Origin of the sequence: Massilia forsythiae (assembly GCF_012849555.1) — a bacterium.
In the GTDB taxonomy this organism is placed as follows: Bacteria; Pseudomonadota; Gammaproteobacteria; order Burkholderiales; family Burkholderiaceae_D; genus Telluria; species Telluria forsythiae.
In genome coordinates this window covers 1,435,411-1,450,622 of sequence record NZ_CP051685.1, presented here as the reverse complement: position 1 = coordinate 1,450,622, position 15,212 = coordinate 1,435,411, and the positions used below count along the sequence as shown (strand labels likewise).

The 15,212-nt window shown below is 65.7% G+C and carries 12 protein-coding genes and 1 pseudogene; 9 read left to right on the top strand and 4 right to left on the bottom strand.

Going from position 1 to position 15,212, the window contains the following annotated elements:
* The first annotated feature begins 2 nt into the window (after positions 1 to 2).
* Positions 3 to 3,137, top strand: coding sequence for an efflux RND transporter permease subunit (locus HH212_RS06205; protein ID WP_169434630.1), 3,135 nt, complete (start codon positions 3 to 5; stop codon positions 3,135 to 3,137).
* A 318-nt stretch (positions 3,138 to 3,455) separates the two neighbouring features.
* Positions 3,456 to 4,388, top strand: a complete 933-nt coding sequence (locus HH212_RS06200; protein ID WP_169434629.1) for a hypothetical protein — start codon at positions 3,456 to 3,458, stop codon at positions 4,386 to 4,388.
* Between the two features lie 275 nt (positions 4,389 to 4,663).
* On the opposite strand, the gene hemB is transcribed toward HH212_RS06200, so the two are convergent.
* Positions 4,664 to 5,677, bottom strand: a complete 1,014-nt coding sequence (hemB, locus tag HH212_RS06195) for a porphobilinogen synthase (RefSeq protein WP_169434628.1) — start codon at positions 5,675 to 5,677, stop codon at positions 4,664 to 4,666.
* A gap of 269 nt (positions 5,678 to 5,946) precedes the next feature.
* Positions 5,947 to 6,645 (bottom strand): annotated as a pseudogene (yihA, locus tag HH212_RS06190) (ribosome biogenesis GTP-binding protein YihA/YsxC); the annotation flags it as partial.
* Between the two features lie 163 nt (positions 6,646 to 6,808).
* On the opposite strand from yihA, the gene HH212_RS06185 reads away from it, so the two are divergent.
* From HH212_RS06185 to HH212_RS06160, 6 genes are all read left to right on the top strand, one after another.
* Entirely contained in the window at positions 6,809 to 7,510 is a 702-nt protein-coding gene (locus HH212_RS06185; protein ID WP_169434627.1) for a c-type cytochrome, read from the top strand.
* A 138-nt stretch (positions 7,511 to 7,648) separates the two neighbouring features.
* On the top strand, positions 7,649 to 9,826 hold the full coding sequence (locus HH212_RS06180; RefSeq protein WP_169434626.1) for a cytochrome c biogenesis protein ResB: 2,178 nt from the start codon (positions 7,649 to 7,651) through the stop codon (positions 9,824 to 9,826).
* A gap of 73 nt (positions 9,827 to 9,899) precedes the next feature.
* On the top strand, positions 9,900 to 11,087 hold the full coding sequence (gene ccsB / locus HH212_RS06175) for a c-type cytochrome biogenesis protein CcsB (RefSeq protein ID WP_229217598.1): 1,188 nt from the start codon (positions 9,900 to 9,902) through the stop codon (positions 11,085 to 11,087).
* Between the two features lie 169 nt (positions 11,088 to 11,256).
* Positions 11,257 to 12,237, top strand: coding sequence for a protein-methionine-sulfoxide reductase catalytic subunit MsrP (gene msrP / locus HH212_RS06170; protein ID WP_169434625.1), 981 nt, complete (start codon positions 11,257 to 11,259; stop codon positions 12,235 to 12,237).
* A 13-nt stretch (positions 12,238 to 12,250) separates the two neighbouring features.
* Complete coding sequence (msrQ, locus tag HH212_RS06165; protein ID WP_169434624.1) at positions 12,251 to 12,886, top strand: protein-methionine-sulfoxide reductase heme-binding subunit MsrQ; 636 nt, start codon at positions 12,251 to 12,253, stop codon at positions 12,884 to 12,886.
* 4 nt (positions 12,887 to 12,890) lie between these two features.
* Positions 12,891 to 13,076 carry a hypothetical protein gene (locus HH212_RS06160; protein WP_169434623.1) on the top strand — a complete coding sequence of 62 codons (186 nt, stop codon included), beginning with the start codon at positions 12,891 to 12,893 and terminating at the stop codon, positions 13,074 to 13,076.
* Between the two features lie 67 nt (positions 13,077 to 13,143).
* Here the strand turns inward: HH212_RS06160 and lysA are convergent, their stop codons facing one another.
* Both lysA and lptM read right to left on the bottom strand, forming a co-directional pair.
* Positions 13,144 to 14,418 carry a diaminopimelate decarboxylase gene (gene lysA, locus HH212_RS06155; protein WP_169434622.1) on the bottom strand — a complete coding sequence of 425 codons (1,275 nt, stop codon included), beginning with the start codon at positions 14,416 to 14,418 and terminating at the stop codon, positions 13,144 to 13,146.
* Between the two features lie 26 nt (positions 14,419 to 14,444).
* The gene (gene lptM, locus HH212_RS06150) at positions 14,445 to 14,744 is read right to left on the bottom strand and encodes an LPS translocon maturation chaperone LptM (protein WP_169434621.1); all 300 of its coding nucleotides are present in this window, start codon (positions 14,742 to 14,744) and stop codon (positions 14,445 to 14,447) included.
* Positions 14,745 to 14,785: 41 nt separating this feature from the next.
* On the opposite strand from lptM, the gene cyaY reads away from it, so the two are divergent.
* A complete protein-coding gene (gene cyaY, locus HH212_RS06145) occupies positions 14,786 to 15,115 on the top strand; it encodes an iron donor protein CyaY (protein WP_169434620.1) in 330 nt (109 codons plus the stop codon).
* Positions 15,116 to 15,212 lie beyond the last annotated feature (97 nt).

Here is a 15,212-nt window from a genome sequence, read left to right as displayed (position 1 = left end):
GCATGAACCTGTCCGAACTGTGCATCCGCCGCCCGATCATGGTCGTGCTGCTGTCGATCAGCCTGATCCTGGTCGGCATCCTGGCGTATTCTCACATCCCGGTGGCGGCGCTGCCCAGCTATAACACGCCGGTCATCAACGTCAATGCCAACCTGTCCGGCGCCAGCCCGGAAACCATGGCCTCGTCGGTGGCGCTGCCGCTCGAAAAGCAGTTCTCGACCATCCCCGGCATCAACCTGATCACCTCGACCAGTACGCAGGGCAATACCTCGCTGACGCTGGAATTCGACACGTCAATCAACATCAACGCCGCCGCGGTCGACGTGCAGGCCGCGCTGCTGGCGGCGCAGCGCCAATTGCCGCAGGAAATGACGGACTTGCCGTCCTACCGCAAGGTCAACCCGGCCGACGCGCCGGTGCTGTTCATGACCATGAACTCGCCGTCGATGAACCTGTCGGAACTCAACGACTACGCCGAGAACCTGGTTTCGCCGGCGATCTCGACGCTGCCGGGCGTGGCGCAGGTGCAGGTGAACGGCGGCAAGAAATTCGCCGTGCGCGTGCGCGCCAAGACCGAGCTCATGAACGCGCGCAACCTCACCATGGACGAACTGGCCACCGCGCTGCGCTCGGCCAATTCGAACTCGGCGCTGGGCGTGCTGGACGGCCCGCAACAGACCTTGACCATCCAGGGCCCGCCGCAGATGATGAAGGCGGCCGACTTCGCCGACCTGATCGTCGCCACCCGCGACGGCCAGCCGGTGCACCTGAAGGACGTGGCCGAGGTCGAGGACAGCTACCAGTCGACCAAGGCCTACGGCGCCTACAACGGCGAGCGCTCGATCGTGCTGCTGGTGCAGCGCCAGCCGGACGCCAACACGGTCGAGGTGGTCGACCGCGTGCGCCACCTGCTGCCGCGCTTCCAGTCGCAACTGCCGGCTTCCATCAAGATCAACCTGGTCAACGACCGCTCGGTGTCGATCCGCGAAGCGCTGCACGACGTGAATTTCACGCTGGCGCTGACCGTGGGACTGGTGGTGATGGTGATCTTCCTGTTCCTGCACCGCGTCTCGGCCACCTTCATCCCGGCCGTCACGATGCCGATCTCGCTGCTGGGCGCACTGTCGCTGCTGTACTGGCTGGGCTACAGCCTGGACAACATCTCGCTGCTCGGCATCACCCTCGCCGTCGGCCTGGTGGTCGACGACGCCATCGTGGTGCTGGAAAACATCGTGCGCCACATCGAGATGGGCAAGAAGCCGCTGCGCGCCGCGCTCGACGGCGCCGGCGAGATGGGGTTCACCATCATCTCGATCTCGGTGTCGCTGATCGCGGTGTTCATCCCGATCTTCTTCATGCCGGGCGTGATCGGCCTGCTGTTCCACGAATTCGCGGTGATCGTCGGCCTGGCGATCCTGGTGTCGGCGGTGGTGTCGCTGACGCTGGTGCCGATGCTGGCGTCGCGCCTGCTGCCTGAGCACGGCCACGACCACACCGAAGAAAAGAGCTTCATCGGCCGCCACTTCGAGGCCGGCTTCACCTGGCTGCGCGACGGCTACGAAAAGACCCTGGACGTGGCGCTGCGCCACCGCTTCGTGGTGCTGGTGGTTGCCTTCGGCACCTTTGCGCTGACGGCGTTGCTGTACACGACCATCCCCAAAGGCTTTTTTCCCGAGGAAGACATCGGCCAGCTGCGCGTGACCACCGAGGCATCGGAAGACATCTCGTCGAGCGCCATGGTGACCCTGCAGACTCAGGTCGCCGCCGCGATCCAGGCCGACCCGGCGGTGCAGGACGTGACCTCGTTCTCGGGCGGCGGCAATGGCGGGCGCATGTTCGTGGTCTTGAAGCCGCGCGAAGGGCGCGACAAGATGCCGCAGGTGCTGGAGCGCCTGCGCAAGTCGACCCGCAAGGTCGCCGGCATCAACGTCTACCTGGCACCGGTGCAGAACCTGCAGCTGGGCGGACGCCAGAGCAAGAGCCGTTACCAGTACACGCTGCAGAGCGTGTCGGGCGCCGACATCAGCCGTTGGGCCAACGAGTTCATGGAGCGCATGCGCAACGACCCGCTGTTCCGCGACGTCACCAGCGACACCCAGGAAAAGGGCTTGCAGGCCACCCTCGACATCGACCGCGACAAGGCCAACCTGCTGGGCGTGCAGTTGGGCGACATCCGCACCGCGCTGTACGCCGCCTTCGGCGAGCGCCAGGTCTCGACCATCTATTCGACCGCGGCCAGCTATTACGTGATCCTGGAAACCGCCACCGAGGACCGCCAGTTCGAGGATGCGCTGTCGCGCCTGTCGGTGCGCAGCAAGAGCGGCCAGCTGGTGCAGCTGTCGAGCGTGGCCAGCGTCAAGCGCACGGTCGGCCCGATCGCCGTCAACCACCAGGGGCAATTGCAGGCGATTACACTGTCGTTCAACCTGGCGCCGGATGCGCCGCTGGGCGAGGCCACCGCCGCGATCGAGCGGATGGGCAACGACATGAAGCTGCCGTCCTCGATCATCACGAAATATGGCGGCGACGCCGCGGTGTTCCAGGATTCGCAGTCGAGCCAGCTGATCCTGATCGTCGCCGCGGTGGGCGTGATCTACGTGCTGCTGGGCGTGCTGTACGAAAGCTTCATCCACCCGATCACGATCCTGGCCGGCCTGCCGTCGGCGGCGGTGGGCGCGCTGCTGACGCTGCGCCTGTTCAACATGGACTTGACCATGATCGCCATGATCGGCATCCTGATGCTGATCGGCATCGTGAAAAAGAACGCCATCATGATGATCGACTTCGCCCTCGACGCCCAGCGCAACCAGGGCATGAAGCCGGAACGGGCGATCCGCGAAGCCTGCATCCTGCGCTTCCGCCCGATCATGATGACGACGCTGGCGGCGCTGATGGGCGCGCTGCCGATCGCCCTCGGCCTGGGCGCCGGCGCCGAGCTGCGCCAGCCGCTCGGCCTGGCGGTGTGCGGCGGCCTGATCTTCTCGCAAGTGATCACGCTGTACATCACGCCGGTGATCTACCTGTACCTGGACAAGTACAGCGGCAAGGGGCCGATGACCGACGCCCACCTGGCCGAGCAGGAAGGTACGCACACGCAGCAGCGTCCCGCGGCGGTGGCGCTGGCCAAGGTCGCCTGAAACGCCGGACCCGTGTGAAGCGGTCCGCCCGGCGCTGGGGCGGGCCGTTCGTGGCGCATACGTGCGCAACGATGGGCAAATCGGGCCGCCGTCATGCAGGCTCCGCCACAACAAGGTATCCTGTACGGACGTTGCACGCTTTCGTTGCAGCGACCGTCTCTCTGCGCAATCTTTGATACACACTGTAACAACCATCAATTTCGTCAGAGGGTAAGCTGTCGGCGACTGTCCAATATACGTGCACGGACGAACCCAACCCTTATATACCGCGGCAGCGGATGCAATCCGGTGCCGCCCCTGGAAAGCCGTACAACCATCTTGCGTGACCATTCCCACATCCCCCTGGAGGTAGACAGCGATGTCTGTGCGCATTGCGGCCAGCCGCTGCCTGGACGGAATGTCGTCACCCCATATGGCCGCCAGGGGCCGAACCGTACCGGCCTGGCCCTCACCATCCTGCTGCACGTGCTGCTGGTGGCGGTCTGGCTGTACCAGCCGAACTCCCATACCAGCGCGCCGGCCAAGGCGGGCCGGGAAGAAGCGGCGATCGTCTGGTTGCCGCCGGAACAGCAGGTGAAGCCCACCCCCAAGCCGACGCCGACGCCCAAGGCGGAGCGCACGCCCGCCAGGCAGTCGAAGCCGACGCCGACCAAGTCGGCGCCGCCCAGGGTGACGCAGGTGCAGCGCTTGCCGAACACCATCACGCTGCCGCAGGAAAAGCCGGCCGAGGTGGCGCCCAAGCCGACCCCGCAGCCGAAGGAGGAAGCACCGCAGGCGGTCGACATGCAGGCCTACATCGACGCGCGCCGGCGCGCGCGCGGGGCCGGAGCGCAGTCCGACCAGCCGGCCGAGGAAAGCGAAGCCGCGCGCGGCACCCGCAACGCGCTGGCGAATATCGCCGCCATCAACGGCCGCGGCGGCCAGGACCCGAACGAGACCGGCGGCGTGTTCAGCGTCACGAATAAATCGTTCAGCTCGGCGGACCTGAAATTCCGCGGCTGGAACCCGAACTTCAAGCGCCGCTGGCTGACCGCCGTGACGGTCGAGCGCGGCAGCGATCCGGACATCGAGACCGCGATCGTCAAGAAGATGATCGAGCTGATCCGCAAGGAAAAGAACGGCGATTTCGAGTGGGATTCGCACCGCCTCAACCGCGTGGTGACGCTCAGTGCGCGGCCGCAGGATACGCAGGAATTGACCGCGTTCCTGTTCAAGGAAATGTTCCCGGAGTACAGGCCGCCGCGTTCTTGAGTGTGGTTGGCGTTGCTGATGTCGATCAGCGCGTCAGCGCAGGACGCTGTTGCGCTTCTTGTTCCGTCGGCTTGGGTCCCCGCCTTCGCGGGGACGACGATGGGTAACCGCTAGTGATGTCCGGCCTGTGCACTCGGCACGTCGTCCCCGCGCAGACGGGGACCCATGCTGAGCAGCAACATAGGAAGAGCAGGCATCGCCCTTCCATGATATCGAAGTGACACAAACAAAAAACCACGCCGCAGCGTGGTTTTTTGTTTGCAGATGACCAGCAATCAAGCAGCCGCCTTGAGCCTGCGCGCCACATCCATCGCGAAATAGGTCAACACCCCATCCGCCCCGGCGCGCTTGAACGACATCATCGTTTCCATGATCACCTTGTCCGGATCCAGCCAGCCGTTCTGGAACGCCGCCTGCAGCATGGCATATTCTCCGCTGACCTGGTAGGCGAAGGTCGGCACCTTGAACTCGTCCTTTACGCGCCGCACCACGTCCAGGTAGGGCATGCCCGGCTTGACCATCACCATGTCGGCGCCTTCGGCGATGTCCAGCGCCACTTCGCGCAGCGCTTCGTCGCTGTTGGCGGGGTCCATCTGGTAGGTGTTCTTGTCGGCCTTGCCCAGGTTGGCGGCCGAGCCGACCGCTTCGCGGAACGGGCCGTAATAGCCGGAGGCGTACTTGGCCGAGTAGGCCATGATGCGGGTATGGATCAGTTCCTTGTCTTCCAGCGCCATGCGGATCGCGCCGATGCGGCCGTCCATCATGTCCGACGGCGCCACGATGTCGACGCCGGCCTCGGCCTGGGCCAGCGCCTGGCGCGTCAGCATGGCGATGGTCTTTTCGTTGACGATGTAGCCGTTTTCGTCCGGCAGGCCGTCCTGGCCGTGGGTGGTGTACGGGTCCAGGGCGACGTCGGTCATCAGGCCCAGCTGCGGGAAATGGCGCTTCAGTTCGCGCACCGCGCGCGGCACCAGGCCTTCCGGGTTGGTCGCTTCGATGCCGTCGTAGGTCTTCAGCGCGGCGTCGACCACCGGGAACAGGGCCAGCACCGGGATGCCCAGGGCGACGGCTTCCTCGGCCACCTTCAGCAGCAGATCGACCGAGACGCGCTCCACGCCCGGCATCGAAGCGACCTGCTGGCGCTGGTTCTGGCCGTCGAGGATGAAGACCGGGTAGATCAGGTCGGACGGGGTGACGGTGTTTTCGCGCATCAGGGCGCGCGAAAACGGGTCGCGGCGCATGCGGCGCAGGCGGACGGCGGGGTATTGGGATGGCGTGATGATCGGCATGGCGATTCCTGCTGTGCTGGTGGGGAGGCCGGTCCGGACCCGCCGCCGGCGAGCGGCAGGCAGGCCGGGCGCTGGTCTCAGGCGGCCGGGCCGGAACGCTGTTCCGGGGCGGCCGGGTGGATGTCCTTGTCGGTCCGGTTGACGTCGTCCGCGCCGCTGCCGGGACCGGCGCCGGGCTCGGTGGCGTCCACCGCATCGGCGACGGCGGCGCCGGAGGGCGCGCTGCCGGCGGCGGCGGTGTCGACCGCCGCGGTATCGACCGCCGCGGTGTCGACCGCCGCATCGGCTTCTTGCTCGTCGAACTGCTGGTCCAGGCCGAGCAGCTCGATGATCTTGTCGTCGGCTTCCTCGATGCCGACTCGCTTGAGGGCCGAGAACAGTTGCACCGTGAACGGAAACCCTTCGCCATCCTCGTCGACGTAGCTGTCCAGCACTTGGCGCGCCTGGCGCAGTACGTTGACCGACTCGTTGCGGTTGAGTTTATCGACCTTGGTCAGGATGCAGTGGATCGGCTTGCCGGTGGGGGCGAACCATTCCAGCATCTGCACGTCGAGCTCGGTGAACGGGCGGCGCGCATCCATGATCAGCACCAGCGCGGCCAGCTGGTCGCGGCGCTGGACGTAGTCGCCCAGCAGGCGCTGCCAGTGCAGCTTGGCGTCGCCCGAGACTTCGGCGTAGCCGTAGCCGGGCAGGTCGACCAGCAGCGCGCGGATCTCGTCGACCTTGGTCGGGTCTTTGCGGTGCATGGCCACGTGGGCGCCGCCGATCGAAAAGAAATTGATGTGCTGGGTGCGGCCGGGCGTCTTGGAGGCGAAGGCCAGGCCCTTCTGGTTGGTGAGGATGTTGATCGCCGTCGATTTGCCCGCATTGGACCGGCCGGCGAAGGCGATTTCCGGCACCTGCGTGCGCGGCAGATCGCGCAGTTGGTTAACGGTCGTAAAGAAACGGGCTTGCCAGAGTTTGGACATGGGGAAGAGGCGAAAAAGACAACGGAAAAAGCAATCCGGAAAGAAAGCCATTGTACAATACCGGGTCATCCCATGCTGCGGCATGCACGCCGTCCGCCGGGGAGTCGAACATGGTCGCTGCACTGTAACTGCAAGATTCCTTTGACTTTTTCAGGGTGCTTGAATGAATCGTGTGTTCCTACCGGCCGCGCGTGCGGCGATCGTACAATCCCTCGCATCGTGCCTGCTCGTCGCCGGCGCGGCCCTGTCCGGCGCCGCCGCCAGCGCCGCCGATGCGGTCCACGGCGCGACCACGGCGGCCAAGGCGGACCCGGCCAAGGGCGGCACCCTGTACGACGGCGGCGACAATGCGCGCGGCTTGCCGGCCTGCGTGTCCTGCCATGGCGCCGGCGGCAATTCGACCATCGTCGCCAATCCCAGGCTGGCCGGCCAGGCCGACACTTATCTCCACAAGCAGCTGGTCGATTTCACCACGCCGAACCGCAACCAGCCGGTGATGACGCTGTACGCCAAGATGCTGTCGGACACCGAGAAGCGCGACATCGCCGCCTGGCTCGCCACCCAGCAACCGAAGCAGGGCGCGGCGCGCAACAAGGAGACCGTGGAGCTCGGCCGCAAGATCTACCGCGGCGGCATCGCCGAGCGCGGCGTGGCCGCCTGCGCCGGCTGCCATGGCGCCACCGGCGCCGGCATTCCGGCCCAGTACCCGCGCCTGGCCGGCCAGCACCAGGATTACACCGTGGCCCAGCTGCAGGCCTTCAAGGCAGGCACGCGCAGCAACAGCGTGCAAATGGGCGCGCTGGCCAAGCGCATGTCGGACGATGAAATGAAGGCTGTCTCCGACTACATCGCCGGCTTGAAATAGGCGCACGGCGCGGCCGCCGCAAAAACCGTCTACAATGACACCGATAGGAGAGGGCGGCCGCGTCAGCAGGCTGCCCTTTTTGTTGTATGCTCGCTCGTTGTCCCGAGCAATCCGCGCCGCGCATGAGAAGATGAATCGATGAGTACCACCGGAATGGAAATCAAGACGCGGCGCCGCGGCCTGGCCGAGGCGGTCGAACTGGTATCGTCGATGCGCTTTGCGATCAGCCTGCTGGTCATCATCGCCATCGCCGCCATCATCGGCACCGTCATGCAGCAGAACCAGCCGATGCCGAACTACGTCAACCAGTTCGGCCCGTTCTGGTTCGCCGTGTTCGACAAGCTCGGCCTGTACGCGGTGTACTCGGCCTGGTGGTTCCTGCTGATCCTGGCCTTCCTGATCGTTTCCACCAGCCTGTGCATCGCGCGCAACGCGCCGCGCATGCTGCGCGACATGCGCAGCTGGCGCGAAAGCGTGCGCGAGGAGTCGCTGCGCAATTTCCACCACAAGGCGGCGTGGACCGCGCCGCTGCTGCCGCTGCCGCTGGCGCAGCAGAGCGCGCAGCGCCTCGCGAATGCCGGCTACAAGGTCAAACTGGTCGACAAGGCCGGCGGCATCCTGGTGGCCGCCAGGAAGGGGGCCGGCAACAAGTTCGGCTATATCTTCGCGCACAGCGCCATCATCGTGATCCTGCTGGGCGGCCTGCTGGATTCGGGCTTGCCGATCCAGTTCCAGGAGTGGTTCCTGGGCAAGACGCCCTTCATGGGCAGCGGCATCATCGCCCGGATTCCCGCGCAACACCGCCTCGGGCTGGGCAATCCGACCTTCCGCGGCAACACCATGATCCCGGAAGGGCAGAGCAGCAACACCGCCATGATCCCGCAGGGCAATGGCGTGCTGGTGCAGGAACTGCCGTTCACGATCCACCTGAACAAGTTCGTCATCGATTTCTATTCGACCGGCATGCCCAAGCTGTTCGCCAGCGAAGTCGTGGTGCGCGACCACGAAACCGGTAAAAGCTTTCCGGCGACGATCAAGGTCAACCAGCCGCTGATCTACCGCGGCGTGGCGGTGTACCAGTCCAGCTTCGAGGATGGCGGCAGCAAGCTGAAACTGACCGGCTATCCGATGCAGGGCAAGGCCGGCGGATCGTTCGCCATCGAGGGCGAGGTCGGCAACACCACCGCGCTGCATAGCGGGAATGACAAGGGTGGCGAACAGTATGCGATCGAATGGTCGGGTTTCCGGCCGTTCAACGTGGAAAACACGGGAACGAACGGCGGCAACGATGCGCGCGCGGTGAGCAAGGACGCTTCCTTCGAGGAGCAGTTCGCGCGCACGTTATCAAAACATTCCGGATCGGCCGCCAAGAACGCCGACAACAAGGACCTCAAGAATGTCGGCCCCAGCGTGCAATACAAGCTGCGCGACAAGACCGGCCAGGCGCGCGAATTCCTGAACTACATGCAGCCGGTGACGCTGGAAGGCGCGCAGGTCTACCTGGCCGGCGTGCGCAGCGATCCGGCGGCGCCGTTCAGCTTCCTGCGCATTCCGGCCGACGACAACCACGGCGTGCGCGAATGGATGCGCCTGCGCGCCGCGCTGGCCGACCCAGTTCTGCGCGAGGAAGCGGCGCGCCGCTATGCCGCGCGTGCGCTGCCGCCCGGCGCGGGCGAGGAGAATGCGGTATTGGCCGGGCAATTGCGCGAATCGGCTGCCAAGACGCTGGCGATCTTCGCCGGCGACGGCATGCAGGCGCCAGGCATCAATGCGGCCGGCGGCAACCCGGTGAATGGCGGCTACCTGGCGGCGTCGAAGTTCCTGGAGCGCATCCCGGCGGCCGAACAGGAAAAGGCGGCGGCGGTATTCATGAAGATGTTGAACGGCACCCTGTGGGAGCTGTGGCAGGCGGCGCGCGCGCGCGCCGGCGAGGCGCCGGTGCAGGCGACCGAAGCGCACGGCCGTTTCCTGCAGCTGGCCACCAACGCGCTGTCGGACAGCTTTTTCTACGACGCGCCGGTGTACCTGGCGCTCGACGAATTCACCGAGGTCAAAGCCTCGGTGCTGCAGGTGACGCGCTCGCCGGGCAAGAAAGTGGTGTATCTCGGCTGCCTGCTGCTGGTGCTGGGCATCTTTGCCATGTTCTACGTGCGCGAGCGCCGCGTCTGGGTCTGGGTCAAGCCGGCAGGCGCCGACGGCGCCGGTAACGGGGCGCAGGCGCTGATGGCGATGAGCACGCAGCGCAAGACGCTGGATTTCGAACGCGAGTTCGAGGAATTGAAGACGGTATTGCCGCAGTCGGCTCGCCAGGAGTGAGTTGCGTCGTCAAATAGGGTAGCAGCCCCAACAGCATCGATCGATCGGCGCCCGGCGCCGGCTGGAGAACATCATGGACATGCCGCAGGCATCGCAACATCCCCCGCTCGGCAAGAATGCCGGCACCGACATCTACGCCCGCCCGCCGGGCTTCTTCAAGCGCTTGAACGTCGTCGACTGGCTGTTCGGCGCCGGCCTGCTGGCGGCGGCGCTGTTCGCGCTGCAGCGCTACGGCGCCTACATGGATGCCTACGAACAGGCGATCCTGGTGCTGGCCGCACCCACCTTCGCGCTGCTCGGCTGGCACTGGAAGCCAGTGCGCTGGCTGATGCCCCTGATCGCCGTGCTGGCGCTGTGGTCGGTCTCGCTGTACGGCGGTTCGCTGGAAGCGGCCAACCAGAAATTTTTCTTGAAATACATGCTGTCGAGCCAGTCGGCGATCCTGTGGATGAGCACCATGTTCGTGTTTTCGACCGTGTTCTATTGGGGTGGGTTGCTGGCGCGTTCGCCGTTCGGCGCCAGCGTCGGCTCCAAGCTGTGCTGGACCGCGGTGGTGCTGGGTTTTACGGGCATGATGGTGCGCTGGTACGAGTCCTACCTGGTCGGGCCGGATGTCGGGCACATCCCGGTGTCGAACCTGTACGAAGTGTTCATCCTGTTCGCCATGATCACCGCGCTGTTCTACCTGTATTACGAGCAGCGCTACGCCACCCGCCAGCTCGGCCCCTTCGTGCTGCTGGTGATCTCGGCCGCGGTCGGCTTCCTGCTGTGGTACACGGTGGCGCGCGACGCCGCCGAGATCCAGCCGCTGGTGCCGGCCCTGCAGAGCTGGTGGATGAAGATCCACGTGCCGGCCAACTTCATCGGCTACGGCACCTTCGCGCTGGCCGCCATGGTCGGCTCGGCCTACCTGCTGAAGTCGCACGGCATCCTGGCCGACCGCCTGCCGCCGTTGGAAGTGCTGGACGACGTGATGTACAAGGCGATCTCGGTCGGCTTCGCCTTCTTCACCGTCGCCACCATCCTGGGCGCGCTGTGGGCGGCGGAAGCCTGGGGCGGCTACTGGTCGTGGGACCCGAAGGAAACCTGGGCGCTGATCGTCTGGCTCAACTACGCGGCCTGGCTGCACATGCGCCTGATGTCCGGCCTGCGCGGACGCGTGGCGGCCTGGTGGGCGCTGGGCGGCCTGCTGGTGACGACCTTCGCCTTCCTCGGCGTGAACATGTTCCTGTCCGGACTGCACTCGTACGGCAAGCTATAAGAACCTATCCCTGCTGGGATAGGTTCTAAGAAGCGCTTGCGTGAACTCGCCCACCGACGCGCGCCCATGAACACGGGAAAATCTGGCTGTCCGGCTGATTCGCAGCAGATAGTGTAAGGTTGGACATGTCAGGCGCGAAATGCGTCATTGTTGTCCAGCCGGAGCCGTCATGCTGATCAAACGTCCTTCGAACGGTAGCAATTTGCCGTTCCCTTCCGAAATCACGCCGCAGGAAGTCTACCTGGAGCGGCGCGCCTTCATTGCCAAAATGGCGGCCACGGCTGCCGTCGGTTCGGGCCTGTGGGAAATGGCCAACCGCGAAGCCTTCGCCCAGGCCGCGCCACTGGCCAAGCTGGCCGCCACCCGCAACGCCGCCCTGTCTACCAACGAAAAACAGACCTCGTTCCAGGACGCCACCCACTACAATAATTTCTACGAGTTCGGCACCGACAAGGCCGACCCGGCCGAGAACGCCCACACGCTGCGCACCCGCCCGTGGACGGTGCAGATCGAGGGCGAGGTCAAAAAGCCGATGACGATCGACATCGACCGGCTGACCAAGCTGGCGCCGCTGGAAGAGCGCATCTACCGCCTGCGCTGCGTCGAGGGCTGGTCGATGGTGATTCCCTGGGTCGGCTATTCGCTGTCCAGCCTGATCAAGCAGGTCGAGCCGACCGGCAACGCCAGGTACGTCGAATTCATCAGCCTGGCCGATCGCTCGCAGATGCCGGGCGTGAAAAGCCGCGTGCTCGACTGGCCGTATGTGGAAGGCTTGCGCATGGACGAAGCCATGCACCCGCTGGCGCTGCTGACGGTCGGCATGTACGGCCAGGTGCTGCCGAACCAGAACGGCGCCCCGGTGCGCATCGTCCTACCCTGGAAGTACGGCTTCAAGTCGGCCAAGTCGATCGTCAAGATCCGCTTCGTGCGCGACCAGCCGAAGACCGCCTGGAACGGCATCGCCTCCAACGAATACGGTTTTTACTCGAACGTGAACCCGAACGTCGACCACCCGCGCTGGTCGCAGGCCAGCGAGCGCCGCATCGGCGAAGGCGGCTTGTTCGCGCCCAAGCGCAAGACGCTGATGTTCAACGGCTACGACGAAGTCGCCCCGCTGTACGCCGGCATGGACCTCAAGAAGTTTTTCTGAAGGCAGCCCGCGCATGGCGATCAATCCTTCCCCGAAACAGCTCACGGCCGTCAAGGCCGTGGTGTTCGTGCTGGCGCTGCTGCCGTTCCTGCGCATCGCTTATCTGGTCGCCATGGGGGTGCCGGTCGATCCGGTCGAATTCATCACCCACGGCAGCGGCGACTGGGCGCTGTATATCCTGTGCGCCACGCTGGCGGTCACGCCGCTACGCCGCTTTACCGGCTGGAACTGGGTGATCCGGCTGCGCCGCATGGTCGGGCTGTTCGCCTTTTTCTATGCCTTCATCCACTTCCTGGCCTTCCTCTGGTTCGACCATGGCTTCGACGTCGCCGCCATGTGGCGCGACGTGCTCAAGCGGCCCTTCATCACGGTCGGCTTCATCGCCTTCGTGCTGCTGGTCCCGCTGGCGGCCACCAGCACGCAGGCCATGATCCGCAAGCTCGGGCGGCGCTGGGCGCAATTGCACAAGCTGATCTATCTCATCGCCCCGCTGGCGATCCTGCATTACTGGTGGATGAAGGCCGGCAAACACAACTTCGAACAACCGATCGTGTGGGGCAGCGTGGTGGCCGTGCTGCTCGCCTTGCGCGTATATTGGAGCTGGAGTCGCGCGCGCACGACGGCCGCTGCCGGCTCGGTGAGATCTTAACGTGATGAAATTGCCCGGAGCGATCATCCTGCTGGTGGTACTGGTCCTCGTGCTGGTGCTGACGGGTTCGCGCGGCAGGTATGCGCCGACCGCCGAGCGCTGCCTGCGCCTGGATGGGCGCTGGAACGAGCAGGCGGCGGCGTGCGCGTCGCAGGCCTGGCCGGAGGATCGTTCGCGCGGGCGGGAGTAAAGCGAACAGGCTGGAAGCCAACGGCTAGCGCAGCGCGACCCGGACGGGGCCCAGGCCCCGTTCAACCTTATCCGACCAGCGATTCCAGCGCGAACAGCTCGGCCGGCTCTTCGCGGCGGCGGATCAGGTGGACGTTCTCTCCGTCGACCAGCACCTCGGCCGCGCGTCCGCGCGTGTTGTAGTTGGAAGACATGGTAAAGCCGTAGGCGCCGGCCGCCATCATCGCCAGCAGGTCGCCCGGCTCGACCACCAGCGCGCGGTCGCGCGCCAGCCAGTCGCCCGATTCGCACACCGGGCCGACCAGGTCGTAGGTCACCGCCTCGCCCTGGCGCGGCGTTACCGGCTGCACATCCATCCAGGCCTGGTACAGGGTCGGACGGGCCATGTCGTTCATGGCAGCGTCGATCACGCAGAAGTTCTTTTCCTCGCCCGGCTTGATGAACTCGACGTTCATCAAGAGCACGCCGGTGTTGCCGACGATCGAGCGGCCCGGCTCGAAGATCACCTTGATCGGGCGGCCGTCGTATTTGTCGGCGCGCCAGGCGTCCACGCGCGCGAACACGCGCTCGACGTAGCTGGCGATCGGCACCGGAGCGGCATCGCCGGCGCCGTAGTCGATGCCCAGGCCGCCGCCGACGTCGAGGTGGTGCAGCACGATGCCCTCGCTCGCCAGCGTGTCGATCAGCTCGATCAGCTTGTCCAGCGCTTCCAGCAGCGGCGCGTCGTCCAGCAATTGCGAGCCGATGTGGCAATCGATGCCGACCACGTCCAGGTGCGGCAGCGCGGCGGCGCTGCGGTAGGTGGCCAGCGCGTCCGAGAACGCCACGCCGAACTTGCTCGCCTTGAGGCCGGTGGCGATGTACGGGTGGGTCTTGGCGTCGACGTTCGGGTTCACGCGCAGCGATACCGGTGCGCGCTTGCCGAGGCGGCCGGCCACCTCGTTGATGCGGTGCAGTTCCGGAATCGACTCGACGTTGAAGCACAGGATACCCTTGTCCAGCGCCAGCTCGATTTCCCTGACGGTCTTGCCCACGCCGGAAAAGATGACCTTGCCCGGATCGCCGCCGGCGGCGATCACGCGCAGCAATTCGCCGCCCGAGACGATGTCGAAGCCGGCGCCCTGGCGTGCCAGCAGGTCGAGGATGGCCAGGTTCGAATTCGCCTTCATCGCATAGCAGACCAGGGCGTCGCGTCCGGCGCAGGGTCGGGCGTAGCCGGCGAAGTTGTCCAGCAGCTGGGCTTTCGAATAGACGTAGGTCGGGGTGCCGAACTGCGCGGCGATCTGGGGCAGGGGAACGCCTTCGGCGTGCAGGACGCCGTTCTGGAGCGGGAAATTCGACATGGATGCGGCAGGGTGATTGTTGTTGATTACTGTTGTTGGGAAGCGGGCGGCGGGGTGGTGGCTTGCGTGTTGTTGGAACTTGAACCGGCGGACGGCCCGACCACGCCGGCGCCGGGCGCGGGCGGCGTGACCGTGGTGCCGATCGGCGCCGTCGCGGTATTGGCGTCGGCCGGCGCGGCGGTCGCCGTGCCCGATGCCGGCTGTACCGGCGCTGCCGCGGCGCCGCGGTGCGGCGGCTTCGGCATAGTCAGCGGTCCGGTCTGGCCGCAGGCGGACAGCAGCATCAGCGTCGCCAGGGCGGAAGGAAGCGCAAATGGGGACTTCACGATTAGAATCACGGTTTGATTAGCAGACCTTGGAGTGTAGCATGACCGAAAGCGAATTTTTGGACCTGGCCGAGTCCACCCTGGACCGTATCGAAAGCGCCTTCGACCGCCTGTTCGAGCAGGATGTGGTCGACGTCGAATGCAAGCGCAGCGGGAATGTGCTGGAGATCGAATTCGTCGACAACGGTTCGAAAATCATCGTCAACAGCCAGGCGCCGCTGCAGGAAATGTGGATCGCGGCGCGCTCCGGCGGGTTCCACTACAAGCGCGTCGGCGACGAATGGCGCAACACGCGCGACGACAGCGAGCTGTTCGCCTCGCTGTCCCAGTACGCGACCGAGCAGGGCGGGGCGCCGGTCAAACTGGATTGAGGCCGTAGCGGCCGGCGCGTGCGTCGCCGCTGTGCGAACGATGCGTGAACGCGTGGCCGGCAAAGCCGCCGCGCCGGCCACGTCCACCCTACGCGAC

Bases quoted from the DNA above. Each gene is read 5' to 3' on its own strand.
- HH212_RS06180 (WP_169434626.1), top strand. From the start codon at position 7,649: ATGAGTACCACCGGAATGGAAATCAAGACGCGGCGCCGCGGCCTGGCC.
- HH212_RS06160 (WP_169434623.1), top strand. From the start codon at position 12,891: ATGAAATTGCCCGGAGCGATCATCCTGCTGGTGGTACTGGTCCTCGTG.
- cyaY (WP_169434620.1), top strand. From the start codon at position 14,786: ATGACCGAAAGCGAATTTTTGGACCTGGCCGAGTCCACCCTGGACCGT.
- hemB (WP_169434628.1), bottom strand. From the start codon at position 5,677: ATGCCGATCATCACGCCATCCCAATACCCCGCCGTCCGCCTGCGCCGC.
- HH212_RS06205 (WP_169434630.1), top strand. From the start codon at position 3: ATGAACCTGTCCGAACTGTGCATCCGCCGCCCGATCATGGTCGTGCTG.
- msrP (WP_169434625.1), top strand. From the start codon at position 11,257: ATGCTGATCAAACGTCCTTCGAACGGTAGCAATTTGCCGTTCCCTTCC.
- msrQ (WP_169434624.1), top strand. From the start codon at position 12,251: ATGGCGATCAATCCTTCCCCGAAACAGCTCACGGCCGTCAAGGCCGTG.
- HH212_RS06185 (WP_169434627.1), top strand. From the start codon at position 6,809: ATGAATCGTGTGTTCCTACCGGCCGCGCGTGCGGCGATCGTACAATCC.
- ccsB (WP_229217598.1), top strand. From the start codon at position 9,900: ATGGACATGCCGCAGGCATCGCAACATCCCCCGCTCGGCAAGAATGCC.
- lysA (WP_169434622.1), bottom strand. From the start codon at position 14,418: ATGTCGAATTTCCCGCTCCAGAACGGCGTCCTGCACGCCGAAGGCGTT.